Source organism: Actinomadura keratinilytica (assembly GCF_039539665.1).
GTDB classification, from domain to species: domain Bacteria; phylum Actinomycetota; class Actinomycetes; order Streptosporangiales; family Streptosporangiaceae; genus Spirillospora; species Spirillospora keratinilytica.
Genome location: NZ_BAABDO010000011.1, coordinates 19,371 through 41,299 on the forward strand (window position 1 = coordinate 19,371; position 21,929 = coordinate 41,299).

General features: G+C 73.6%; 20 protein-coding genes. 10 read left to right on the top strand and 10 right to left on the bottom strand.

What is annotated here, in order from left to right:
• Window positions 1–2 precede the first annotated feature (2 nt).
• Complete coding sequence (locus ABD879_RS05990) at window positions 3–257, top strand: exodeoxyribonuclease VII small subunit (RefSeq protein ID WP_345018226.1); 255 nt, start codon at window positions 3–5, stop codon at window positions 255–257.
• 24 nt (window positions 258–281) lie between these two features.
• Here the strand turns inward: ABD879_RS05990 and ABD879_RS05995 are convergent, their stop codons facing one another.
• On the bottom strand, window positions 282–1,115 hold the full coding sequence (locus ABD879_RS05995) for a DUF4245 domain-containing protein (protein WP_345018228.1): 834 nt from the start codon (window positions 1,113–1,115) through the stop codon (window positions 282–284).
• Window positions 1,116–1,135: 20 nt separating this feature from the next.
• A complete protein-coding gene (locus ABD879_RS06000; RefSeq protein WP_345018230.1) occupies window positions 1,136–1,825 on the bottom strand; it encodes a TetR/AcrR family transcriptional regulator in 690 nt (229 codons plus the stop codon).
• Window positions 1,826–2,005: 180 nt separating this feature from the next.
• On the opposite strand from ABD879_RS06000, the gene glpX reads away from it, so the two are divergent.
• Window positions 2,006–3,040: a class II fructose-bisphosphatase gene (glpX, locus tag ABD879_RS06005; protein WP_345018232.1), complete on the top strand. Its 1,035-nt coding sequence runs from the start codon at window positions 2,006–2,008 to the stop codon at window positions 3,038–3,040.
• A 127-nt stretch (window positions 3,041–3,167) separates the two neighbouring features.
• Here the strand turns inward: glpX and ABD879_RS06010 are convergent, their stop codons facing one another.
• The gene (locus tag ABD879_RS06010) at window positions 3,168–3,776 is read right to left on the bottom strand and encodes a DUF1707 SHOCT-like domain-containing protein (RefSeq protein WP_345018234.1); all 609 of its coding nucleotides are present in this window, start codon (window positions 3,774–3,776) and stop codon (window positions 3,168–3,170) included.
• A 157-nt stretch (window positions 3,777–3,933) separates the two neighbouring features.
• Here ABD879_RS06010 and ABD879_RS06015 point away from each other — a divergent pair, with 157 nt between their 5' ends.
• From ABD879_RS06015 to ABD879_RS06025, 3 genes are all read left to right on the top strand, one after another.
• The gene (locus tag ABD879_RS06015; protein WP_345018236.1) at window positions 3,934–4,893 is read left to right on the top strand and encodes an ABC transporter ATP-binding protein; all 960 of its coding nucleotides are present in this window, start codon (window positions 3,934–3,936) and stop codon (window positions 4,891–4,893) included.
• Window positions 4,890–5,702 carry an ABC transporter permease gene (locus ABD879_RS06020; protein WP_345018238.1) on the top strand — a complete coding sequence of 271 codons (813 nt, stop codon included), beginning with the start codon at window positions 4,890–4,892 and terminating at the stop codon, window positions 5,700–5,702. The genes ABD879_RS06015 and ABD879_RS06020 overlap by 4 nt, the downstream gene beginning before the upstream one ends.
• A gap of 209 nt (window positions 5,703–5,911) precedes the next feature.
• On the top strand, window positions 5,912–7,141 hold the full coding sequence (locus ABD879_RS06025) for an MFS transporter (protein WP_345018240.1): 1,230 nt from the start codon (window positions 5,912–5,914) through the stop codon (window positions 7,139–7,141).
• Between the two features lie 67 nt (window positions 7,142–7,208).
• Here ABD879_RS06025 and ABD879_RS06030 read toward each other — a convergent pair whose 3' ends face one another.
• Both ABD879_RS06030 and pdxR read right to left on the bottom strand, forming a co-directional pair.
• Window positions 7,209–7,439, bottom strand: coding sequence for a hypothetical protein (locus ABD879_RS06030; RefSeq protein ID WP_345018242.1), 231 nt, complete (start codon window positions 7,437–7,439; stop codon window positions 7,209–7,211).
• Between the two features lie 29 nt (window positions 7,440–7,468).
• Window positions 7,469–8,992, bottom strand: a complete 1,524-nt coding sequence (gene pdxR / locus ABD879_RS06035) for a MocR-like pyridoxine biosynthesis transcription factor PdxR (RefSeq protein WP_345018244.1) — start codon at window positions 8,990–8,992, stop codon at window positions 7,469–7,471.
• Between the two features lie 175 nt (window positions 8,993–9,167).
• Here pdxR and ABD879_RS06040 point away from each other — a divergent pair, with 175 nt between their 5' ends.
• The 3 genes from ABD879_RS06040 (at window position 9,168) to ABD879_RS06050 (ending at window position 13,737) form a co-directional block, all read left to right on the top strand.
• Complete coding sequence (locus ABD879_RS06040; protein ID WP_345018247.1) at window positions 9,168–10,808, top strand: fumarate hydratase; 1,641 nt, start codon at window positions 9,168–9,170, stop codon at window positions 10,806–10,808.
• Between the two features lie 95 nt (window positions 10,809–10,903).
• The gene (locus ABD879_RS06045) at window positions 10,904–12,187 is read left to right on the top strand and encodes a serine/threonine-protein kinase (protein WP_345018249.1); all 1,284 of its coding nucleotides are present in this window, start codon (window positions 10,904–10,906) and stop codon (window positions 12,185–12,187) included.
• Window positions 12,188–12,324: 137 nt separating this feature from the next.
• Entirely contained in the window at window positions 12,325–13,737 is a 1,413-nt protein-coding gene (locus tag ABD879_RS06050) for a class II fumarate hydratase (protein ID WP_345018250.1), read from the top strand.
• Window positions 13,738–13,771: 34 nt separating this feature from the next.
• Here ABD879_RS06050 and ABD879_RS06055 read toward each other — a convergent pair whose 3' ends face one another.
• The 4 genes from ABD879_RS06055 to ABD879_RS06070 form a co-directional block, all read right to left on the bottom strand.
• Window positions 13,772–14,701, bottom strand: a complete 930-nt coding sequence (locus ABD879_RS06055) for an aggregation-promoting factor C-terminal-like domain-containing protein (protein ID WP_345018251.1) — start codon at window positions 14,699–14,701, stop codon at window positions 13,772–13,774.
• Window positions 14,702–15,177: 476 nt separating this feature from the next.
• Window positions 15,178–16,536 carry an RNA 5'-3' helicase PhoH2 gene (phoH2, locus tag ABD879_RS06060; RefSeq protein WP_345018252.1) on the bottom strand — a complete coding sequence of 453 codons (1,359 nt, stop codon included), beginning with the start codon at window positions 16,534–16,536 and terminating at the stop codon, window positions 15,178–15,180.
• Between the two features lie 132 nt (window positions 16,537–16,668).
• Window positions 16,669–17,463: an isoprenyl transferase gene (locus ABD879_RS06065; protein ID WP_345018254.1), complete on the bottom strand. Its 795-nt coding sequence runs from the start codon at window positions 17,461–17,463 to the stop codon at window positions 16,669–16,671.
• Window positions 17,464–17,720: 257 nt separating this feature from the next.
• Window positions 17,721–18,242, bottom strand: a complete 522-nt coding sequence (locus tag ABD879_RS06070; RefSeq protein ID WP_345018256.1) for a hypothetical protein — start codon at window positions 18,240–18,242, stop codon at window positions 17,721–17,723.
• Between the two features lie 114 nt (window positions 18,243–18,356).
• Here ABD879_RS06070 and ABD879_RS06075 point away from each other — a divergent pair, with 114 nt between their 5' ends.
• A complete protein-coding gene (locus tag ABD879_RS06075) occupies window positions 18,357–19,898 on the top strand; it encodes an MFS transporter (RefSeq protein WP_345018258.1) in 1,542 nt (513 codons plus the stop codon).
• Window positions 19,879–20,595 (top strand): acyl-CoA-like ligand-binding transcription factor, encoded by a 717-nt coding sequence (locus ABD879_RS06080; RefSeq protein ID WP_345018260.1) that lies wholly within the window; start codon window positions 19,879–19,881, stop codon window positions 20,593–20,595. Before ABD879_RS06075 ends, ABD879_RS06080 begins: the two co-directional genes overlap by 20 nt.
• A gap of 62 nt (window positions 20,596–20,657) precedes the next feature.
• Here ABD879_RS06080 and ABD879_RS06085 read toward each other — a convergent pair whose 3' ends face one another.
• Entirely contained in the window at window positions 20,658–21,839 is a 1,182-nt protein-coding gene (locus ABD879_RS06085) for a C40 family peptidase (RefSeq protein WP_345018262.1), read from the bottom strand.
• Between the last annotated feature and the right edge of the window lie 90 nt (window positions 21,840–21,929).

Below are 21,929 nucleotides of genomic sequence, written 5' to 3' on the forward strand. Positions count from 1 at the left end.
CGGTGACCGAGGAGAACTCTGCCCGAAACGGGGCCGGCGAGCAGCGGCTGTCCTACGAGCAGGCCCGCGACCAGCTGGCCGAGGTCGTCCGGCGGCTGGAGGCGGGCGGGCTCACGCTGGAGGAGTCGCTCGGCCTGTGGGAGCGCGGCGAGAAGCTCGCCGCCATCTGCGAGGAGTGGCTCGAAGGCGCCCGCGCGCGCCTGGCCGCGGCGATGAGCGAGCCGGCGGAAGGTGACGGCCCGGACGCCCCCTTCTGAGGCCGCCACGAGGTCGTCTCGTCCTCAGGACGGGTTCGACGGCGAGGCCGTGGGCACCGGGACGCCGCCGGTGGTCCGGGGCTGCGGCTTGAGGGACGCGGCCAGCACCGCCAGCTCCTCGTAGGAGGCCGTGCCGGTCACCACCAGGCTCACCCCGTTGGGCAGGGTGCGCGCCAGGGAGTTGGCCTTCTTGTCCTTGCGGTGGTACTTGGTCCAGGTGACGCCGTCGACCTGCTGGGTGCCGATCGGCTTCTTGTTGTTGGTCATCCGGGGGACGTACTCGGACGCCTTCTCGTTGCTCTGCTCCAGCGCCGCGTACTCGTCGCTGGGGGTGACGAACCCCAGATGCCACGCCACCGGCCCCTTGCCCTCGCCCAGGCCGTGCAGCCGCGAGCTGGTGGGGCGCCACGTGGGCGGCAGGTTCTCGGGCGCGTACACGGTGTAGGGGGCGTCGCTGCGCATCGCCCACAGCTGGCTCTGGTAGTCGACGGTGGGCAGGACCTCCTGGTGGCTGCGCGGCGTGATCAGGTAGATCGCCGCGACGAGCAGCAGGCAGGCGCCCATCGCCATGGTGAACCCGCCCAGCCCGGTGGTCAGCCGCTTGTAGACGGCGGGGCTCACCCGGACCGGCCCCGTGGCCGCGGCCCGGCCGCCGCCCGGCGTCTCGGCCCGCGCCGCCGCCTGCCCGTCCGCCGCGGCGTCGCCCGCGGCGGCGGCTCCACCGGCATCGTTGGCGGTGGCGTTCTCACCGGCGTCGGGGGCGGCGTCCTCGGGAGCGGCGCCGCCGGGCACGGCGTCGCTCGGCGGGGCCTCGCTCGGCGGTGCTTCGGTCGTCGCTGGGGTGGTCTTCTCGCTCACGGTCCCAGGATCCCGCACGGTCAGCGGTGCCGCGTCCGGGGGTTGTGGATCGTGGACACGATGGCCATGACGTCGGCGGCGAGCGCGCGCGAGGCCGCCTCGTCGTCGCTGAGGGAGATCTCCGACACCGCGCCCGCCATCGCCCCGGTGAGCACGACGACCAGCGCCTCGTCCACGCCCCCGTCGGCGGTGTGGAACAGGGCGGCGTTGCGGCGGGCCCACTTGTTGAGCCGCTGGCGCATGACGCGGTCGAAGCCGGGCGGCCCGTCACCGGAGATGAACAGCCGGGCCACGTCGCGTTCGGCCAGGCAGCCGTCCAGGTAGGCGCCCGCCCCGGCGATGAACAGCCGCATGGGATCGGTCTCCCCGGCCTCGCGCGCCCGGCTCACCGCCTCCCGGGTGCGCTCCTGCTGGCGGACCTGGAACTCCTCGAACAGCGTGAGGTACAGGTCCGCCTTGCCGTTGAAGTGGTGGTAGAGGCTGCCGACGCTGGCCCCGGCCTTGGCGACGATGTCGGTGACGGCGGCCTGGGCGAAGCCCGCCTCGCAGAACACGTCCCGCGCGGCGGCCAGCAGCGCGCTGCGCGTGGCGGCGCCGCGGTCGGAGGTTCGGGCGGGGGCGTCGCCGCCGGTGTCCGCGCGGGTCCCGGCCGCGTCCGCACCGCCCCCCGCGGCGACCTGGCCGGAGGGGACATCGATCTCGCTGCTCATGAGCCCTGAGATTACGCCCTCCGGGCCGATGGAGCGTGCTCCGCCGATGCCCGGTCCGTCAAAACCGGACCGTTCGGGGTATTGGATCCCGCATGCGCCATGTCTGGTCTGGTCCAATTTGTGACCCCGGACGGAGCGCGCCGAGAATCCACGGAGATCACCGACCGAAAGGCCGCCGTCATGTCGCACGAGACCACCGTCCACTCCCCGCTCGTCACCGAGCCCGCGGCGCCGGACCGCAACCTGGCCCTGGAGCTGGTCCGGGTGACCGAGGCCGCCGCCATGGCCGCCGCCCGCTGGGTGGGCCGCGGCGACAAGAACGGCGCCGACGGCGCCGCCGTCAACGCCATGCGCCAGCTGATCAACACCGTGGCCATGCGGGGCGTGGTGGTGATCGGCGAGGGCGAGAAGGACAACGCCCCGATGCTGTACAACGGCGAGCACGTGGGCGACGGCAGCGGCGCCGAGTGCGACGTGGCCGTGGACCCGATCGACGGCACCCGGCTGACCGCGATGGGCATGGGCAACGCGATCGCGGTGCTGGCGGTGGCGCCGCGCGGGTCGATGTACGACCCGTCGGCCGTGTTCTACATGGAGAAGCTGGCCACCGGCCCGGAGGCCGCCGACGTGGTGGACATCGAACGCCCGATCGCCGACAACATCGCCGCCGTCGCCAAGGCCAAGGGCTCCTCGCCGCACGACGTGACCGTGGTGATCCTGGACCGGCCGCGGCACGAGGACATCGTCCGGCAGGTCCGCGCCGCCGGCGCCCGGATCAAGTTCATCACCGACGGGGACGTGGCCGGCGCGATCATGGCGGCGCGCGAGGGCACCGGCGTGGACCTGCTGCTGGGCATCGGCGGCACCCCGGAGGGCATCATCGCGGCCTGCGCGATCAAGGCGCTGGGCGGGGTGCTGCAGGGCCGGCTGTGGCCGCGCAACGACGAGGAGCGGGAGAAGGCCCTGGCCGCCGGGCACGACCTGGACCGGGTGCTGACCACCGACGACCTGGTCACCTCCGACGACGTGTTCTTCGCCGCCACCGGCATCACCGACGGCGAGCTGGTGGACGGCGTGCGCTACCGCAAGGGCACCGCGGTCACGCACTCGCTGGTGATGCGCTCGCGCAGCGGCACCATCCGCTCGATCACCAGCGAGCACAAGCTGAGCAAGCTGCGGGCCTACAGCTCGATCAACTTCGACACCGCGCAGTAGCGGCGCCGGCGGCCGGGCCGCGGCTCGGCGGCCCGGCCCGGCGGTTCGGCCCGGCGGTTCGGCCCGGCGGTTCGGCCCGGCGGTTCGGCCCGGCCGCTCGGTTGAGCGACTCGGCCGCGCGGGCGGCTCAGCGGCGGCGCTGCAGGCGGCCGCGGACGCGGTCGCGCAGGCTGCGCTTCGGGGTGCGGGCCCGCACCGAACCGAAGATCATCGTGCCGCCGATCTCGACCGTGGGGCCCTCGTCGTAGGGGCGGGTGCGCACGTCGCGGGCGCTGAGGACGGTGCGCCCGGTGACGTTCACGCGGACGCCGTCGGGCACCAGCAGGCGGATGCGGCCGCCCAGCACCATGGCGTCCAGCACCACGTGCCGCCGCTGCAGCACGGCCTGCCGCAGGTCGAGTTCGACGGTGCCGAACAGCGCCAGCAGCGGCAGCCGGACCGGCACCACCCACCGGCCCTCGCGCCGCGTCCGGCCGAACATGACCGACAGCGGGCGGTCGTCGACGACGATCGGCTGGGTCTCCTGGGGGCCGAGGTCGGCGGTGAGGCCGGTGAGGTCGCCGAGGGTGCGGGCGGCGTAGACGCGCTCGGTGCGCTCGGCGTGCTCGTCGATCGTGAGGCGCCCGTCGGCCAGGGCCTCCCGCAGCACGGCCGCCACGCGTTCCCGGTCGGCGTCGGAGGCGCGCAAATCCCGCACGCTGGGTTCGTCCGTGGGCCGTCGGCTGGGGGTCTCCACGCTTAGAGGGTAGCCGCCGGCCGCGCCGCGCCCGCCGGATCCGCGGAGGCGGGCGGGCCGTGTCGACCGCCGCGACGGAAGCGGCGCCGGAAAAGATCGTCAACGGCACGGAAAAATCTGTAGGGTTTTGCCCGTTCTGTCACCTAGAGTGACGCTCATGGCCGTTCAGCGTGGTGCGCAGACCTCCGTCCGGGACCCGGCCGAGGGGGGTACGGCCGCGATCAGCATGCGGGGCGTCGTCAAGCGCTTCGGCGACTTCACCGCCGTGGACGGCCTCGACCTGGAGGTCGCGCCCGGCACCTGCCTGGGCCTGCTGGGCCCCAACGGCGCGGGCAAGTCGACCACGATGAAGCTGCTCACCGCCCAGGCGATCGCCGACGAGGGCACGATCCGGGTGCTGGGCCTGCCGGTGCCGGGCCAGTCCAAACGGGTGCGCGCGGCGATGGGCGTCGTCCCGCAGCAGGACAACCTGGACGAGGAGCTGACCGCCCGGGAGAACCTGGAGGTGTTCGCGCACCTGTACCGGGTGCCGCGGCGCGAGCGGCGGGCGGCGGTGGACGACGCGCTGGCCCTGGCGCACCTGACCGACCGGGCGCACACCAAGGTGGACGACCTGTCGGGCGGGATGCGGCGGCGGCTGCTGATCGCGCGCGGGCTGGTGCACCGTCCCGCGCTGGTGCTGCTGGACGAGCCGACCGTGGGCCTGGATCCGCAGGTGCGCGCCGAGCTGTGGGGGCTGATCGACGGGCTGCGCTCGCACGGCACGACGGTGCTGATGTCGACGCACTACATCGAGGAGGCCGAGCGGCTGGCCGACGACTGCGCGCTGATGTCGCGCGGCCGGGTGGTGGCGCGGGGCACCCCGGCCGACCTGATCGCCGAGCATGCCGGGCGGCAGGTCGTCGAGCACTTCGGCCCGCCGGACCGGCTGGCGGAGGTCGAGCGGCTGGCGCACGCGGCGGGGCTGGCCACCCGGCGCACCGGCCCGTCGGTGTCGGTGCTGAAGGCCGAGGCGATGCCGCCGTCGGTGGCCGAGGAGCTGGGGCCGGACGGCGTCCGCCGCGCGGCCACCCTGGAGGACGTGTTCGTGGTGCTCACCGGGGAGAGTGTCGAATGACCGCCGACCGCACGGCGGAGCGGGTCGCGCCGCCGCGTCCGCTGCGCCGCTTCGAGCTGGCGCCGGTGGGCGGGATCTGGCGGCACGAGCTGGCGCTGTTCCGCCGCTACTGGCGGTCGCAGACGTTCGCCGCGACCGTCGAGCCGACGTTCTACCTGCTGGCGTTCGGCTACGGGTTCGGGTCGCTGGTCGCGGTGGTGTCCGGCATGCGCTACCTGGACTTCATGGCGACCGGCGTGGTGGGCATCGCCGCGCTGTTCACCGCCGTGTTCCCCGGGATGTTCAACGGCTACATCCGGCGGGTGTTCCAGCACACCTACGACGCGATCCTGGCCACGCCGGTGGACGTGCACGAGCTGGTCGCCGGCGAGGCGCTGTGGATCGCGGCCAAGTCGTCGGTGTACTCGTGCACGCCGCTGGTGGTGGCGCTGTTCTTCGGGCTGGACCCGGCGCCGGGCATGCTGCTGGTGCCGGTCGTGGTGTTCTGGCTGTCGCTGGGGTTCGCGCTGTTCGGGATGTGGACGTCCACGGTCGTGCCGTCCATCAACTCGTTCGACTACGTGATCACCGGTGTGGTGACGCCGCTGTTCCTGGTGGCGGGCACCTTCTTCCCGGTGGACGCGCTGCCGCGGTGGGCGCAGTACGTGGCGATGGCCAATCCGCTGTTCCACTGCGTGGAGCTGGTGCGGCACGCGGTGTTCGGGCTGCGCCCGGCGGCCGACCTGGGGCATCTGGCCCTGCTGGTGGTGTTCTCCGCGCTGATGTGGCTGCTGGCCGTGCGCGGTATGCGCCGCCGCCTCATCGACTGACCACCGCCCCACCGGCCGAACCCACCGGCCGAACCCACCGGCCGAACCCACCGGCCGAACCCACCGGCCGAACTTACCGGCGAACACCGTCTCACCGGCTGAGACCGTCCCGTTCGGGGGATTCGCACGGCGGAGGCGCTGCGGTACGCTGCCGACCCTGACGCGAAACTTTCTCATCTTCGGCCCGGGTGGCGGAGAGGCGGCGCCGGATGACCGTGCGGATCACCGGTCGGGACCGGCGGGCGCGGCTGGCCGCCTACGCCGCGTTCGCCGTGCAGGGCCTGTGCTTCGCCGCGCTGGTGACCCAGGTGCCGCGCATCCAGAAGGCGCACCACCTCGGCGACGTCGCGCTGTCGCTGGTGCTGCTGGCCGTTCCGCTGGTCGCCGGGCTGGGCAGCGTGCTGGCGGGCGCGGTGTTCGCGCGCGCCGGCAGCGGACCGGTGCTGCGGGTGGCGCAGCCGGCGGTGTGCGCGGCGATCGTGCTGATCGGGGCGACCGGCGACGCGGACGCGCCGCTGTACGCGGCGGTCGCGCTGTTCGGGCTGTCCGTCGGGGCGGTGGACGCGGCGATGAACGCCCAGGGCGTCGCGGTGGAGCGGCGCTACGGCATGAGCCTGATCACCGGCTGCTACGCGGTGTGGAGCGTGGCGGGCATCCTCGGCGGCCTGTGGGCCTCGCTGTCCAACCGGCTCGACCTGCCGCTGCCGGTCTGCTTCACCGCGGCCGCGGCGGTGGGGCTGGCGGGGACGCTGGGCACCGGCCACCTGCTGTACCGCAGGCACGAGGAGGGCGACGGGCCGAGCCCCGAGGAGCTGAAGGCGGCCGGACGCAGCGTCCCGTGGCGGCCCATCCTGGTGGTGGGCACGGCGATGGCCGTGGCGTACCTCGCCGACGCCGCGCTGTCCAACTACGGCGCCCTCTACCTGGAGGACGAGCTGTCCGGCAGCGCCTGGGTGGCGCCGCTGGGCTACGTGGCCTACCAGATCGCGATGGTGGTCAGCCGCGCGGTGGCCGACTTCGGCGTGCGCCGGTGGGGCGCGGTGCGGGTCGTGCGCGTGGGCGGGGCGGTCGGCCTGGCGGGGATGGCGGGCGTGGTGGCCGCGCCCAACGCGCCTGTCGCCATCGCCGCGTTCGGTGTGGCGGGGCTGGGCCTCAGTGTGATCGTGCCGGTGTCGTACTCGGCGGCGGGCAAGGTGGACCCGACCGGGCTGGGCGTGGCCGTGGCGCGGGTCAACGTCTTCAACTACGTGGGGTTCGTGCTGGGCGCCGCCGTCGTGGGGGCGATCGCGCCCCTCGACCCCGACCACGGGCTGCGGCTGGCGTTCGCCGTGCCGACGGTGCTGGTGCTGCTGGTGTTCGTCACCGCACGGGGTTTCGACCCGGTGGTGGACGAGGCGGCTCGGCCGGGCGCTCCGGCGGTGGAGCGCCCGGCCGTGTGACCGGACGGCCCGGACGGCGTGGGCCGGGCCGCACGCGATGCCGCACGCAACGGGGCGTCGGCAGGGTTCAGGCGTCTTCCAGGGCGGTGACGGCGCGTTCTCCCGCGGCCTGCGCCTCCTCGGGGGTCATGTCCTGCTGCGCGCGAGCGAGGGCGGCCTCGGCGGCGTTCACGGCGGCCCGGGCGGTGACCGCGTGCTCCTGAGCCCGGTCGAGGTCGCCGAGCCCGACACAGTCGAACGCCACCTGCGCGTCGTGAACGGCCATCTTGAGCTGCCGTGCGGCCTCGTCCAGGCTCATCCATACCTCCTTGTGCGGGGAGCCTCTTCCTACCCTCCTGTACCCTCCGTAACCGCCCTGCCCAGCAGTTCGGCGGCGCGCGCCAGGCGCTCCTCCGGCAGCCGGGCGTAGCCGAGCACCAGCGCGGGCGTGGCCTGCCCGGCGCGCGCGGACGACCACATCGGCGTCGCCCCCGCCACCGACACCCCGGCGCGGGCGGCGGACGCGACGACGGCCTCCTCGTCGCATCCCCTGGGCAGCTCCAGGTACAGGTGGATCCCGGCGGAGATGCCCCGCACCACCGCGTCGGGGACGTGGGTGCGCAGCGCCGTCACCAGGGCGTCGCGGCGGGAGCGGTACTGCCGCCGCATGACCCGCAGGTGCCGGTCGTATCCGCCGTCGGCGATGAAGCGCGCCAGCGCATGCTGCTCCAGTGCGGGGCTGCCGAGGTCGGTGTGGGCGCGGTAGGCGCGCAGCCGTTCGGCCAGGTGCGGCGGCGCCACGGCCCAGCCCAGCCGCATGGCCGGGGCCAGGGACTTGCTCACCGACCCGAACAGCACGACGTGCTCGGGGGCGATGCCCTGGATGCACCCGACGGGATCGCGGTCGTAGCGGAACTCGGCGTCGTAGTCGTCCTCCAGGATGACGCCCCCCGTCCTGCGCGCCCATGCGACGAGGGCGGCGCGGCGGTGGGGGGCCATCACCACGCCGGTGGGGTACTGGTGCGCGGGCGTCACCAGCACCGCGCGCGCCCGGGTGCGGGCGAGCGCGTCGACGTCCAGGCCGTCGCGGTCCACCGGGACGCGCTCCAGCCGCATCCCGGCCGCCTCGAGCATCGGCAGCTGCCGCACGCTCGTGGGGTCCTCCACGGCCAGGACGCGGTGCCCTTCCTCGGCCAGCAGCCGCACCGTGATCGCAAGGCCCTGCGCCACCCCGTTCATCACCAGCACCTGCCTCGGCTCGGCGTGCAGGGCGCGGACTCGGCCGAGGTATGCGGCCAGTGCCGCGCGCAGCGCGGGCACGCCCGCCGGGTCGGGGTAGGCCAGGTCCTCGTCCGGCACGTCGCGCAGTACCGCGCGCGTCGTCGCCAGCCAGCGCGCCCTGGGGAAGGCCGACAGGTCGGGGAGGCCGGGCCACAGGTCGTAGGCGAACTCGAAAGGCGTGTCCCGCGGCGCGGCGGCGGGTTCGTCCGCCGCGGCCGTCCCGGTGCCGTGGGACGGCGCGTCGACGGCGGGCGCCCTGCGCACGGTGGCCTTCGGCTGCGGGCCGGGGGCGGTGTGCGCGGCGTCCCAGGGGGCGAGGCGGGGCGGCGGGGGCTCGTCGGGGCGGGCCAGGGGCGCGACCCGCGTGCCGTCCCCGCGCCGCGCGAGGAGGAAGCCCTCGGCGACGAGTTGCTCGTAGGCGGCGACCACCACACCGCGGGAGACGTCGAGGTCGCGGGAAAGGTCGCGGCTGGACGGCAGCCGCGTCCCCGGGGCCAGCCGCCCCGAGCGGATCGCCGCGCGGAATCCCGCGGCAATCTGTGCGGCCAGCCGTCCGGCGGACCGGTCGAGGGGAAGATGCAGATCCGTCACATCAGGTTCAGCGTTCCCGACGCCGTATCCCGTCACCCGTGGACCACCGGGCCCGTGCCCCAGCGGCGCCCCACCCGCGCGGCGGTCGTACGCTGTAGGGCGGCCCCACCGGAAGCCCGGGCCGCTCCCCAGCCGGGTGCGCGCCCGCGAGCGAGACAGCGCGCGAGGTACATCGATGCCCGAGTTCTCCTACACCGACCTGCTGCCGACCGGCCCGGACGACACCGAGTACCGGCTGCTGACGTCCGAGGGCGTGTCGACGTTCGAGGCGGGCGGGCGGAGGTTCCTGCAGGTCGAGCCGGAGGCGCTGCGGCTGCTCACCGAGACCGCGATGCGCGACATCGCGCACCTGCTGCGGCCCGCGCACCTGGCGCAGCTGCGCAAGATCCTGGACGACCCCGAGGCCAGCCCCAACGACCGGTTCGTGGCGCTGGACCTGCTGAAGAACGCGGGCATCGCCTCCGGCGGCGTGCTGCCGATGTGCCAGGACACCGGCACCGCGATCGTCATGGGCAAGCGGGGCCAGCACGTGCTCACCGACGGCCGCGACGAGGAGCACATCTCCCGCGGCGTGTACGACGCCTACACCCGGCTGAACCTGCGCTACTCCCAGATGGCGCCGCTGACCATGTGGGAGGAGAAGAACACCGGCAGCAACCTGCCCGCGCAGATCGAGCTGTACGCCACGTCCGACGACGCCTACAAGTTCCTGTTCATGGCCAAGGGCGGCGGCAGCGCCAACAAGTCGTTCCTGTACCAGGAGACCAAGGCCGTCCTGAACCCCAAGCGGATGATGTCCTTCCTGGAGGAGAAGATCCGCTCGCTGGGCACGGCGGCCTGCCCGCCGTACCACCTGGCGATCGTGGTGGGCGGCACGTCCGCCGAGTACGCGCTCAAGACCGCCAAGTACGCCTCCGCGCGCTACCTGGACACGCTGCCCACCGAGGGCTCCCCGCTCGGCCACGGCTTCCGCGACCTGGAGCTGGAGCAGCAGGTGTTCGAGCTGACCCAGCGGCTCGGCATCGGCGCGCAGTTCGGCGGCAAGTACTTCTGCCACGACGTGCGCGTGGTGCGGCTGCCGCGGCACGGCGCGTCCTGCCCGGTGGCGATCGCCGTGTCGTGCAGCGCCGACCGGCAGGCCCTCGGCAAGATCACCGCGGAGGGCGTGTTCCTGGAGCGGCTGGAGACCGACCCGGCCCGGTTCCTGCCCGACACCACCGACGACGAGCTCGACGGCGAGGTGGTGCGCATCGACCTGAACCGGCCGATGGACGAGATCCGCGCCGAGCTCACCCGCTACCCGGTCAAGACCCGGCTGTCGCTGACCGGGCCGCTGGTGGTGGCCCGCGACATCGCGCACGCCAAGATCAAGGAGCGGCTGGACGCGGGCGAGCCGATGCCGTCGTACCTGCGCGACCACGCCGTCTACTACGCGGGCCCGGCCAAGACGCCCGAGGGGTACGCCTCCGGCTCGTTCGGCCCGACCACCGCCGGCCGCATGGACTCCTACGTCGAGCAGTTCCAGGCGGCGGGCGGGTCGCTGGTCATGCTGGCCAAGGGCAACCGGTCGCAGCAGGTCACCGACGCGTGCAAGAAGTACGGCGGCTTCTACCTGGGCTCCATCGGCGGCCCGGCCGCGCGGCTGGCGCAGGACTGCATCAAGAAGGTGGAGGTCCTGGAGTACCCGGAACTGGGCATGGAGGCCGTCTGGAAGATCGAGGTGGTCGACTTCCCGGCGTTCATCGTGGTGGACGACAAGGGCAACGACTTCTTCGCCGACACCACCGGCCCGCTGCTGACCATCGGACGGCGGTGACGGCGCGGGCCGTCGATCGGCATTTCACCCGACACCCCAACAAACTGCCCCACACCGCCAGGTGACGGAGGAGCCCCTCCGGTATCTTGTCCGCCATGTCCCGGTCAGAGCGCCTCGTACTCGCGACGCGCTACCGCCTGGTCTCGCGCATAGGCCAGGGCGCCCACGGCACGGTCTGGAAGGGCCATGACGACCTTCTCGACCGCGCCGTGGCGATCAAGGAGCTGCGGGTGCCCGAGGAGCTGTCCGAGGACGACCGCATCGTCTTCTACCGGCGCACCCTGCGCGAGGCGCGGGCCCCGGCCCAGGTGCGCAGCCCCTCGATCGTCGAGGTCTACGACGTGGTGATCGAGCAGGGCCGGCCGTGGATCGTGATGGAGCTGGTCGAGGCGCCCAGCCTGGAGCAGATCATCCGGGAGTCCGGCCCGCTGCCGCCGGAGCGGGTCGGCCCCATCGGCCGCCAGCTGCTGGACGCGCTGGCGGCCGCGCACCGCGCCGGGATCGTGCACCGCGACATCAAGCCCGGCAACGTGCTGCTGGACGGCGACCGGGCGGTGCTCACCGACTTCGGCCTGTGCTTTCCGGCCGGGTCGGCGAGCCTGACCAAGTCGGGCCACTTCATGGGGTCGCCCGCGTACGTGGCGCCGGAGGTGGCCGCGGGCGAGCAGGCCACCCCGCGCTCGGACCTGTGGTCGCTGGGCGCCACGCTGTTCGCCGCGCTGGAGGGCCGCCCGCCCTTCGAACGCGACAACGTGCTGGCCACGCTCAGCGCGCTGGCCAACGAGCCCGCGCCCGTCCCGCGCAACGCCGGCCCCCTGGCGCCCGTGGTGAGCGGCCTGCTGGCGAAGAACCCCGCCCGGCGGCTCAGCCACGCCCGCGCGGCCGACCGGCTGGAGCGGGCGCTGGCCGGGCCGCGCTCGGGCCGCCGGCCGCCGACCCCGCGGCTGCGCATGATGGCGGCGATCGCGCTGGCCGGGGCGACGGTGGCGTCCTGCGGCATCGGCGTCACCGCGCTGGTCATCGGCATGTCCCGGCAGAGCTCCGGCCCGTCGGCCACCGAGCCCGCCACGGCCGCCACGCAGGCCCGGGCGGGCGCGGCCGACGACGCCCCGCCCGGCACCGCGTCCGCCGCGCTGGTCGTGCGGGCCCGCACCGACAACTGCAGGATCTTCGTGTCGGTGCCCGGCCCCAGCATGGAGGTGCTCTCCGACGAGACGCTTTCGCGCGGGGACGCCCGCCAGTACGACCGGCCCCGCCTCAACGCCGTGATCCACGACGCGTCCGCGTGCGACGTGTGGGTCAACGGGCAGCGCAAGCCGCTCGGCGAGTCGGGCCGCCGGCAGACCTACACCGTCACCAAGGAGACCTCCGGAAGCTGACCGCCCGCCGGTCCGCGCGTCCGGGCGCCGGGCCGCGCGCCCGCACCGCATGCGGCAGGCCCCGCCGGGAATGCACAGAGCCGTCTCCGGGCTGCTGAGAGAGCAGAGCTGGAACCCGAAGCCGGAGGTGGCCTTCCATGAGCGAGCACGCGCAGTTCCGGATCGAGCACGACTCCATGGGCGAGGTGCGCGTCCCCGCCGACGCCAAGTGGCGGGCGCAGACGCAGCGCGCGGTGGAGAACTTCCCGATCTCGGGGCGGACGCTCGAACCCGCGCACATCGCGGCGCTCGGCCATGTCAAGGCGGCCGCCGCGACCGTCAACGCCGAGCTGGGCGTGCTGGACAAGGAGCTGGCCGAGGCGATCCGCGAGGCCGCCCTGGAGGTCGCCGCCGGCCGCTGGAACGACCAGTTCCCCGTCGATGTCTTCCAGACCGGGTCAGGCACGTCGTCCAACATGAACGCCAACGAGGTCATCGCGACGCTGGCGCAGGAGCGGCTGGGCCGCCCCGTGCACCCCAACGACCACGTCAACGCCTCCCAGTCGTCCAACGACGTGTTCCCCTCCTCCATCCACATCGCGGCGACGGGCGCGGTCGTCAACGACCTGATCCCGGCGCTGTGGCACCTGGAGGCGGCGCTGGCCCGCAAGGCCGCCGAGTTCGCCACGGTCGTCAAGGCGGGCCGCACCCACCTGATGGACGCCACCCCCGTCACGCTCGGCCAGGAGTTCGGCGGCTACGCGGCGCAGGTGCGGCACGGGGTGGAGCGGCTGGAGGCCGTGCTGCCGCGGCTGGCCGAGCTGCCGCTGGGCGGCACCGCGGTCGGCACCGGCATCAACACCCCCGAGGGCTTCGCGCCGCGCGTCATCGCCGAGGTCGCCCGCGCCACCGGGCTGCCGCTGACCGAGGCGCGCGACCACTTCGAGGCCCAGGGCGCCCGGGACGGCCTGGTGGAGGCCAGCGGGGCGCTGCGCACCATCGCGGTCGGCCTCACCAAGATCGTCAATGACCTGCGCTGGATGGGCTCGGGGCCGCGCGCCGGGCTGGCCGAGATCCGGCTGCCCGACCTGCAGCCCGGCTCCTCGATCATGCCGGGCAAGGTCAACCCGGTGATCCCCGAGGCGGTGGCCCAGGTGGCCGCCCAGGTGATCGGCAACGACGCGGCCGTCGCGTTCGGCGGCGCGTCCGGCAGCTTCGAGCTGAACGTCATGCTGCCGATGCTGGCCCGCAACCTGCTGGAGTCGATCGGCCTGCTGGCCAGTGCGGCACGGCTGCTGGCCGACCGCTGCGTCGACGGCATCGAGGCGAACGCCGAGCGGCTGCGCGAGTACGCCGAGTCGTCCCCGTCGATCGTCACCCCGCTCAACCGCTACCTCGGCTACGAGGAGGCCGCCGAGGTCGCCAAGCAGGCCCTGGCCGAGCGCCGGACCATCCGCGAGGTGGTGCTGGAACGCGGCCACGTCGACGCCGGCAGGCTCACGCTGGAGCAGCTCGACGCGGCCCTGGACGTGCTGTCCATGGCCAACGCCGAGCCGCCCCGGCGCTCCTGACGACGATCGGCGTCCGCTCGGGGCCGGACGGCCGTCAGTACCAGCCCGTGCTCTGCGAGTGCTGCCACGCCGCGCACGGGCTGCCGTACCGGCCCTTGATGTAGTTGAGTCCCCAGCGGATCTGCGTCTTGGCGTTGGTGCGCCAGTCGGCGCCCTCGCTGGCCATCTTGGAACCCGGCAGCGCCTGCGGGATGCCGTACGCGCCGGAGGAGGGGTTGGTGGCGCGGTAGTTCCAGCCGCTCTCCTTGTTCCACAGGTTCACCAGGCAGCCGAACTGGGTGCTGGGGTCGAACCCGTAGTTGCCCATGATGGCCTTGGCGTACGCCTGCGCCTCGCCCGCGGGCATCGGGTTGCCCGCCGTCGGCGCCTCGTCCGACCCGCTCTCTTCCTTCTTCTCGGGCGTCTTGGTCGGGATCGGCGTGCCCTTGGGCAGCAGCACGGGCCGCTTGGCGGTCTCCTTGCGCGCGCTGCGGGAGGCGCGTTCCACCGCCTGCCTCTTGCGCGCGGCCTCCATGGCCTCCAGGTCCACGGTCGGCTGCTGCCTGGGGGCGTCCGCCAGCGGGGACGGCTGCACGACGGTCTTCTTGTCCTCGCCGCCGGTGAAGGCGAACGCGGCGACCGCGCCGCCGCCCACCAGCACCAGCGCACCCGCCGTCACCGCGGCGACCTTCAGCCCGGTGCGCCCGCCGCCCGGCCGGCCCGGCTCGCCGGGCCCCGTGGCGGCCTTGGGCGCCTTGGTTGACTTGGAGATCCGGGCGGGCCGGCGCGCCCTGGCGGGCTTGCGGGAACGCGGAGCGCCCTGCTGGGGCATGCCGCCGACCTCGATCTCGTCGCGCGGGGCGTCGGGGGCGCCGTGGGGCGCCTGCGCCGGGTCGCCCACCGGGACGGCCTGCATCGTGGCGGTGTCCCCGCCGGGCTCGCCGAGACCGACGCCCGCACGCGCGGACGCCCCGGCGACCCGCACGTCGCTCGCGTGGGGACTCTGCCGCGGAAGCTGCTGGGGAGCCGCCTGGAAGGGCGTCTGCGGCTCCGGCTGTGGGGACTGTCGATCGTCTCGCCTAGGGGACCCGGGACGGTCTCCGTACAAGGCGGTCCTTCCGACGGTCGCACGCGCATGGTCACGCGCACGAACTGCTTCCACCCCCGGCCCACTCGGGGGGTGCTTACGGGCAGACACAATGCCCGACGGAAAGGGAGGCTCCGCAACAAGAATGCGACGAATGCTGCGGATGAGGTATTTGTCAACTCGCCGGTAACGTCCCCAAAACGGGTGCAGGACCTGCGATTCCGCGACACGCCGCCCAATCTTGTGACCTTACTCACATATGCACACAACGGCGTCGAATGATTACTTCTCGCACCCGAATCGGTCTCGGAAAACGCCGCGCCCCGGCGGCCCGCAGGGGACCACCGGGGCGCGGCGCGCGACCCGCGCGAGCGTCAGACGCCCACGTCGCCGAGCAGGTCGGTCACCAGCTCGGCGATCGGCGACCGTTCCGAGCGCGTCAGAGTGACATGCGCGAACAGCGGATGCCCCTTGAGCCGCTCCACCACGGCGGCCACCCCGTCGTGCCGTCCGACCCGCAGGTTGTCGCGCTGCGCGACGTCGTGGGTGAGCACCACGCGCGACCCCGCGCCGATGCGCGACAGCACGGTCAGCAGCACCCCGCGCTCCAGCGACTGCGCCTCGTCCACGATCACGAAGGCGTCGTGCAGGGACCGGCCGCGGATGTGGGTGAGCGGCAGCACCTCCAGCATGCCGCGGTCGAGGACCTCCTCGATGACCTCAGGCGTGGTCACCGCCGACAGCGTGTCGTAGACGGCCTGCGCCCAGGGCGACATCTTCTCGTTCTCGGTGCCCGGCAGGTAGCCCAGCTCCTGGCCGCCGACGGCGTACAGCGGGCGGAACACCACGACCTTGCGGTGCCGGCCGCGCTCCAGCACGGCCTCCAGGCCCGCGCACAGCGCCAGGGCGGACTTGCCGGTGCCGGCCCGGCCGCCCAGCGACACGATGCCCACGTCCTCGTCCATCAGCAGGTCGAGCGCGATCCGCTGCTCGGCGGAGCGGCCGCGCAGGCCGAACACCTCGCGGTCGCCGCGCACCAGCCGGACCGACTTGTCGGGCTGCACCCGGGCCAGCGCCGAGCCGCGCTCCGACAGCAGCCGCAGGCCGGTGTGGCAGGGCAGGTCGCGGGCCTCCTCCAGATCGGCCGTGCCGGTCTCGTACAGCTCCTCGATCCGGTCGGCGGGCACCTCCAGCTCGCGCATCCCGGTCCAGCCGGACTCCACCACCGCCAGCTCGGCCCGGTACTCCTCGGCCGCCAGCCCCACCGCCGACGCCTTGACCCGCATCGGCAGGTCCTTGGACACCAGCACCACGTCGCGGCCCTCCCGGGCCAGCCAGGCCGCCACCGACAGGATGCGGGTGTCGTTGTCGCCCAGCCGGAACCCGTCCGGGAGCACGGCGGGGTCGGAGTGGTTGAGTTCGACTCGGACCGTTCCACCCTGCTGCCCGACCGGCACCGGGGCGTCCAGCCGCCCGTGTGCGATCCGCAGGTCGTCCAGGGTGCGCAGGGCCTGCCGGGCGAAGTAGCCCAGCTCCGGATGGTGCCGCTTGGCTTCGAGCTCGGAGATGACGACGACGGGGAGTACGACCTCGTGCTCGGCGAACCGGGTCATCGCCCCCGGGTCGGCGAGCAGGACGCTGGTGTCGAGGACGTACGTGCGCCGAACCGAGCCGTCGGGTGCGGGCCCGGAGGAGCCCCCGGGAAGGGGCCGGCGCGTGGAGGTTGTGGCCACTCGATCTCCCTGTGCAGAGGGGATTTGCCGGTGGCGCCGCAGTCCGCCCCCTTCGCGTGCCGGACCGGCGGGATCGCCGGGACGCCCGGGGCGGCGATCGGCGGGAACGGCGGGCGCTCCCGCGGGTGATCCTCAGGAACCGAAGCGCCGGTGCCGCGCGGCGTAGGAGCGCAGCGCCCGCAGGAAGTCGACCTTGCGGAAGTCCGGCCAGTGGACCTCGCAGAAATAGAACTCCGAGTGGGCGCTCTGCCACAGCATGAACCCCGACAGGCGCTGCTCCCCCGAGGTGCGGATGAGCAGGTCCGGGTCGGGCTGGCCGCGCGTATAGAGATGCTCTGCGATGTGCTCGACTTCGAGGACCTCGGCGAGCTCCTCGATGCTGGTGCCTTTGCCCGCCTGCTCAAGCAGCAGTGAGCGCACCGCATCAGCGATCTCACGCCTACCTCCATACCCAACCGCGACGTTCACAATCAGGCCGGGGGCGCCGGATGTGGCCTCGTAGGCGTCTTTCAGGACACGCGCCGTCTTGTCGGGCAGCAGGTCCAGCGCGCCGACGGGCTTGACGTGCCAGCCGTCGGCGGCGAGCTTCTGCACGGTGTTCTCGATGATCTCCAGCAGCGGGTCGAGCTCGGCGGCGGGCCGCGACAGGTTGTCGGTGGACAGCAGCCACAGCGTGACCACCTCCACCCCGGCCTCGGTGCACCAGTGCAGCAGATCGGAGATCTTGTCGGCTCCGGCGCGGTGGCCGGTGCTGACGTCGGTCAGGCCCATGGAGCGGGCCCAGCGGCGGTTGCCGTCCAGGATCACCCCGACGTGGCGGGGGATGTTGTCGGTGGGCAGCGACGCCTCGACGCGCCGCTCGTACATGCGGTAGACGGCGTCGCGGATCGCCGCGTACGGGCCGCTGCGGCGGACCGCCGAGGTCACGCGCGCCCGGCGCCCGCCCTCCTTGGCGGCGTCACGACTCGCGCCGCGCCCCGCGCCGCGACGCGTCCCACCCCACCGAACCCCCATGTGGGCTTCCCTTCGAGCAGCCGTCTCCTGTGAGAACGAGGCTCAATTATGGCTCGCGAGCAAGGTCTGTCCTACCGTCTTGGACGTTTGCCGCCTCGTGCGCCGTTTCAGCATATTTCGCGCTGAACGACGGGAAATCCCTCCGGGGGGTGACGTGCCGGTCGGGGCCGCTACACCTGCGGACCGGCGGCGCGGGCGCGTTCGACATGCCGCAGGGCGTCGCGCAGGTCGGCGAGCCAGTCGTCGGTGTGCTTGCCGACCAGCCGGACGCACCAGGCCAGCGCGTCGCTGCGGCTGCGCGCCACGCCCGCCTCGACCAGGGTGTCCAGCACGCGCCGCTCGGGCTGGCGCAGCCGGGTCATCACCGGCACCGACAGCGTGGTGAACATCTCGCGGACGTCCCCGCAGACCACCCCCCACGACACGCGCTGCCCGAAGCGGTGCTCGGCCTCGCGCGCGATGGCCATGCGGCGCTCCCGGGTGTCCTCGCGGAAGCGCTGGATGTGCCCGGCCAGCATGGCGGCGCGCTCGGTCTCCGAGACGCCGCGCGCGGCGGCGGGCTCGGGCAGGCGGCCGACCACGCTGATCTCCTCGCGGTCGAGGACGACTTCGACCGGCCCCTCGAACCAGTCCTCGGGCAGGCGGCCGGTGAACCAGCCCCGGACCTTCTCCACCGCCTCGCTCGTAGTCACGTAATCAAAATTACAACTCCCCGCCGCCCTCGGCCAGCCGCCCCCCGATTGACACTGTCTATTTTTTGAGAGTTACTTCCACTTCAGACAAGGACTCAACAGGAGGTGACTCTCATGCCAGCAGCGGACCCGCGGCGCTGGTGGGCCCTCGGCGCACTGGCCCTGGCGATGCTGACCCTGGGCTTCGACATGACGATCCTGAACGTGGCGCTGGCCACCATCTCCCGGGAGCTGGACGCCGGCACCAGCGAACTGCAGTGGATCGTCGACTCCTACGTCCTGGTGTTCGCGGCGCTGCTGCTGCCCACCGGGCTGCTGGGCGACCGGTTCGGCCGCAAGAGGATGCTGCTGCTGGGGCTGGCGGTGTTCGGCGCCGCCTCCGTCGGCGGGGCGCTGGCCGACACCCCCGCCGGGGTGATCGCGGCCCGCGTCGCGATGGGCCTCGGCGCCGCGGTGATGCTGCCGCTGTCCATGTCGATCCTGCCGACGATCTTCTCGTCGGAGGAGCGCACCCGGGCGATCGCGGTGTGGACCGGCTCGATGGCGCTCGGCCTGCCGCTCGGGCCGCTGCTGGGCGGCTGGCTGCTGGAGCACTTCCGGTGGGGCTCCATCTTCGTGATCAACGTTCCGGTGGTCGTCGTCGCGATGGCGGCCATCGCGCTGCTCGTCCCCGAGTCGCGCGACCCGGCCCGGCCCGCGCTGGACCTCCCGGGCGCGCTGCTGTCGATCACCGGCCTGGCGGCCCTGGTCTACGGGGTGATCGAGGGGCCGGTGTCGGGGTGGGACCACCCCGGGGTGCTGATCGCGCTGGCCGCCGGGGCGGTGCTGCTGGCGAACCTGGTCGTCTGGGAGAGCCGGGCCCCGCAGCCGATGATGAACCTGGCGCTGTTCCGGGACCGGCGGTTCGTGTGGTCGGCGGCGGTCACCGCGGCGGCCAACCTGATGATGGCCGGGATCCTGTTCGTCCTGCCGCAGTATCTGCAGGTGGTGCTGGGCAACGACGCGTTCGGCACCGGGCTGCGGCTGATCCCGATGCTGCTCGGCCTGATGGTCGGCGCGGTGCTCACCGACCGGCTGGCCGCCCGCACCGGGCACAAGCCGATCATGGTCGCCGGCATGGCGGTGCTCGGCACCGGGTTCGCGCTGGGGGCGCTGACCGGCGCGACCGGCGGCTACTCCTACGCCGCCCTGTGGCTGACCGTGCTCGGTGCGGGACTCGGCCTCACCATGGTGCCCGCCATGGACCTGGTGATCTCGCTGCTGCCCGGCGGCGAGGTCGGCCGCGACTCCGGGCTGGTGCAGACGCTGCGGCAGACCGGTTCCGCGCTGGGCATCGCGATGCTCGGCAGCCTGCTGTCCCAGCTGTACCGGGCCCGCGTCGAGACCGACGGGCTTCCGGGCGAGGCGGCCGGCGCCGCGCGCGACTCGGTCGCCGGGGCGGCGGCGGTGGCGCAGCGGCTGGGCGACGACGCGCTGCTCGCCTCGGCCCGCGAGGCGTTCGTGTTCGGCATGAACGGGCTGCTGGCCGCCTGCGCGGGCGTCACCGCCGTCATGGCGGTGCCGGTGCTGGCGTTCCTGCCGGGGCGGCGGGCGGACCGGGATGCGGCCGCGTCCGGCGATGGCCGACAATCGTCCCATGCGCACGCGGCCGACTGACCAGCGCCCGTCCGGGCAGAACCGCCCGTCCGGCCAGAACGGGGAGCGTCCCGCCGACCATCCGCTGGACCGGCTGGAGCGCCACCTGCGCGGGCTGCCGCTGCGCGAGCGCAAGAAGCTGCGCACCCGCAGGGCGATCCAGCACCACGCCCTGCGGCTGTTCGCCGAGCAGGGCTACGAGGCCACCACCGTGGAGCAGATCGCCGCGGCCGCCGAGGTGTCCCCCAGCACGTTCTTCCGGTACTTCCCGTCCAAGGAGGACGTGGTCGTCACCGACGAGTACGACCCGATCATGGCCGAGCTGTTCCGCGCCCAGCCGCCGGAGCTGTCCGTGGTGGAGGCGCTGCGGACGACCTACCGCGAGGTGTTCCGGCACATGTGGGCCGAGGACAGGGACGCGATCGTCACGCGGGTGCGGCTGATGGCGGAGGTGCCGGCGCTGCGCGCCCGGACGCTGGAGTCGATCCGCGCGGGCACGCTCGGGGTCGTCAGCGAACTCGTCGCCGAACGCACCGGGCGGTCGGTCGGGGACCCGGAGGTGCAGGCGTTCTCCTGGGCGCTGATAGGCATGATGATCGGCGCCATGTACACCTGGATCGACGGCGGCGGCGAGGAGGACCTGGGCGAGCTCATCGACCGCAACATGGCGTTCCTGGCGGCGGGCTGCCCGATCGACGCCCCGCCCGCGGCGGGCTGACCGGGGCCGGGGCGCAAGAGGCGGCGCGCAAGATCCAGGGCGCGGCCGTCAGCCCGCGACGCTCAGTAGGCGATGCTCGCGGCGCGCCGCGGGTTGACGCGCACCGCGCCCTTGAAGTTGCGGAAGTAGACGTCCTGCACCTGCACCACGGTGCCGCGGCGCGGCGCGGCGATCATCTTGCCGTTGCCGATGTAGAGGGCGATGTGCGAGATGTAGCCGGGCGCGGTCGGGTCGTTGGCCCAGATCAGCATGTCGCCCGGCTGCGCCTTCTCGAACGGGATCACCCAGCCGGCGCGGGCCTGGTCGGCGGCCACGCGCGGCAGGCGGATGCCGGCGCGGGCGAAGGCGTACTGCATCAGCCCCGAGCAGTCGTAGCCGCCCTCGGCCTCCGACTCGCCGCCCCACACGTACGGCCACCCCAGCCGCGACCGCGCGGCCTCGATCACGGTGCGCACCTGCCGGGCGGTCATCACCTGGCCCCTGGCCTCGGGCAGCCGCCCGGTGCTCGGGTAGTCGATCTCGGGATCGACCTCGACGGCCTTGGCCTGCTTCGGCAGCACCTTGGCGCGCAGGTACTTGATCAGCTTGTCCGGGTCGACCTTGGGGGCGGAGATCAGCAGGGCGTTGCCGGACGGCACCCCCAGCGCGCGGGCGACGTCGTGGGAGACGACGGCGTCGACGTCGGCGATGCCCATGGTGGCGTACGCGCCGACCCGCACCTGGCTCTGCCGCTCCCGGCCGCCGATGGGGACGCTGCTGCCCAGCTGCAGCCCGCCGTCGCTGCCCATGGTGAACGACACCGCCACGTCGCCCGCGGCGATGTTGCGCCACAGCGCGTCGGACTGGGCGGTGGGCTTGGGCGTGTAGTTGCGGAAGGTGGACGGGTCGACGCCCAGCAGCCCCACCCGCTTGCCCGCGACCACGGCCTGGACGGCGTCGACGACCTCGACGCCCCGCACGCCCTTGATCCGGCGGATCTTCTCGACGGTGCTCGCGGGCAGCGTGCCGGGCGCGGCCACCAGCACGTGCGGGGTGAGCCGCTTGCCGAGCGGGGCCACCGCCGCCGGCGTCAGCGCGGAGTTGCCGGACGCGGCGACGAACCGGCCGGCGATCTGGGTCTGCGGCTGCGCTCCGGGGGACGCCGACGAGCCGTGGGCCAGCAGCACCGCGACGTCGGCGGCCAGTGTGGTCGCCGCCGTCACGCCGATGATCATCGGTAGCATCCGGCGGCTCGGCTCGCGCACCCCACCACTCCCTCGTCCTCGCCCCGATCGGCCCCCAGGACCGCGGCCCTGGTGACCATGGCCGATTCCACGGCCTACGTCCAGGTTCAT

Coding starts and splice junctions, on each gene's coding strand:
- ABD879_RS06000 (WP_345018230.1), bottom strand. CDS start 1,825: ATGAGCAGCGAGATCGATGTCCCCTCCGGCCAGGTCGCCGCGGGGGGC.
- glpX (WP_345018232.1), top strand. CDS start 2,006: ATGTCGCACGAGACCACCGTCCACTCCCCGCTCGTCACCGAGCCCGCG.
- ABD879_RS06015 (WP_345018236.1), top strand. CDS start 3,934: ATGGCCGTTCAGCGTGGTGCGCAGACCTCCGTCCGGGACCCGGCCGAG.
- ABD879_RS06020 (WP_345018238.1), top strand. CDS start 4,890: ATGACCGCCGACCGCACGGCGGAGCGGGTCGCGCCGCCGCGTCCGCTG.
- ABD879_RS06025 (WP_345018240.1), top strand. CDS start 5,912: ATGACCGTGCGGATCACCGGTCGGGACCGGCGGGCGCGGCTGGCCGCC.
- ABD879_RS06030 (WP_345018242.1), bottom strand. CDS start 7,439: ATGAGCCTGGACGAGGCCGCACGGCAGCTCAAGATGGCCGTTCACGAC.
- ABD879_RS06040 (WP_345018247.1), top strand. CDS start 9,168: ATGCCCGAGTTCTCCTACACCGACCTGCTGCCGACCGGCCCGGACGAC.
- ABD879_RS06045 (WP_345018249.1), top strand. CDS start 10,904: ATGTCCCGGTCAGAGCGCCTCGTACTCGCGACGCGCTACCGCCTGGTC.
- ABD879_RS06050 (WP_345018250.1), top strand. CDS start 12,325: ATGAGCGAGCACGCGCAGTTCCGGATCGAGCACGACTCCATGGGCGAG.
- ABD879_RS06075 (WP_345018258.1), top strand. CDS start 18,357: ATGCCAGCAGCGGACCCGCGGCGCTGGTGGGCCCTCGGCGCACTGGCC.
- ABD879_RS06080 (WP_345018260.1), top strand. CDS start 19,879: ATGCGCACGCGGCCGACTGACCAGCGCCCGTCCGGGCAGAACCGCCCG.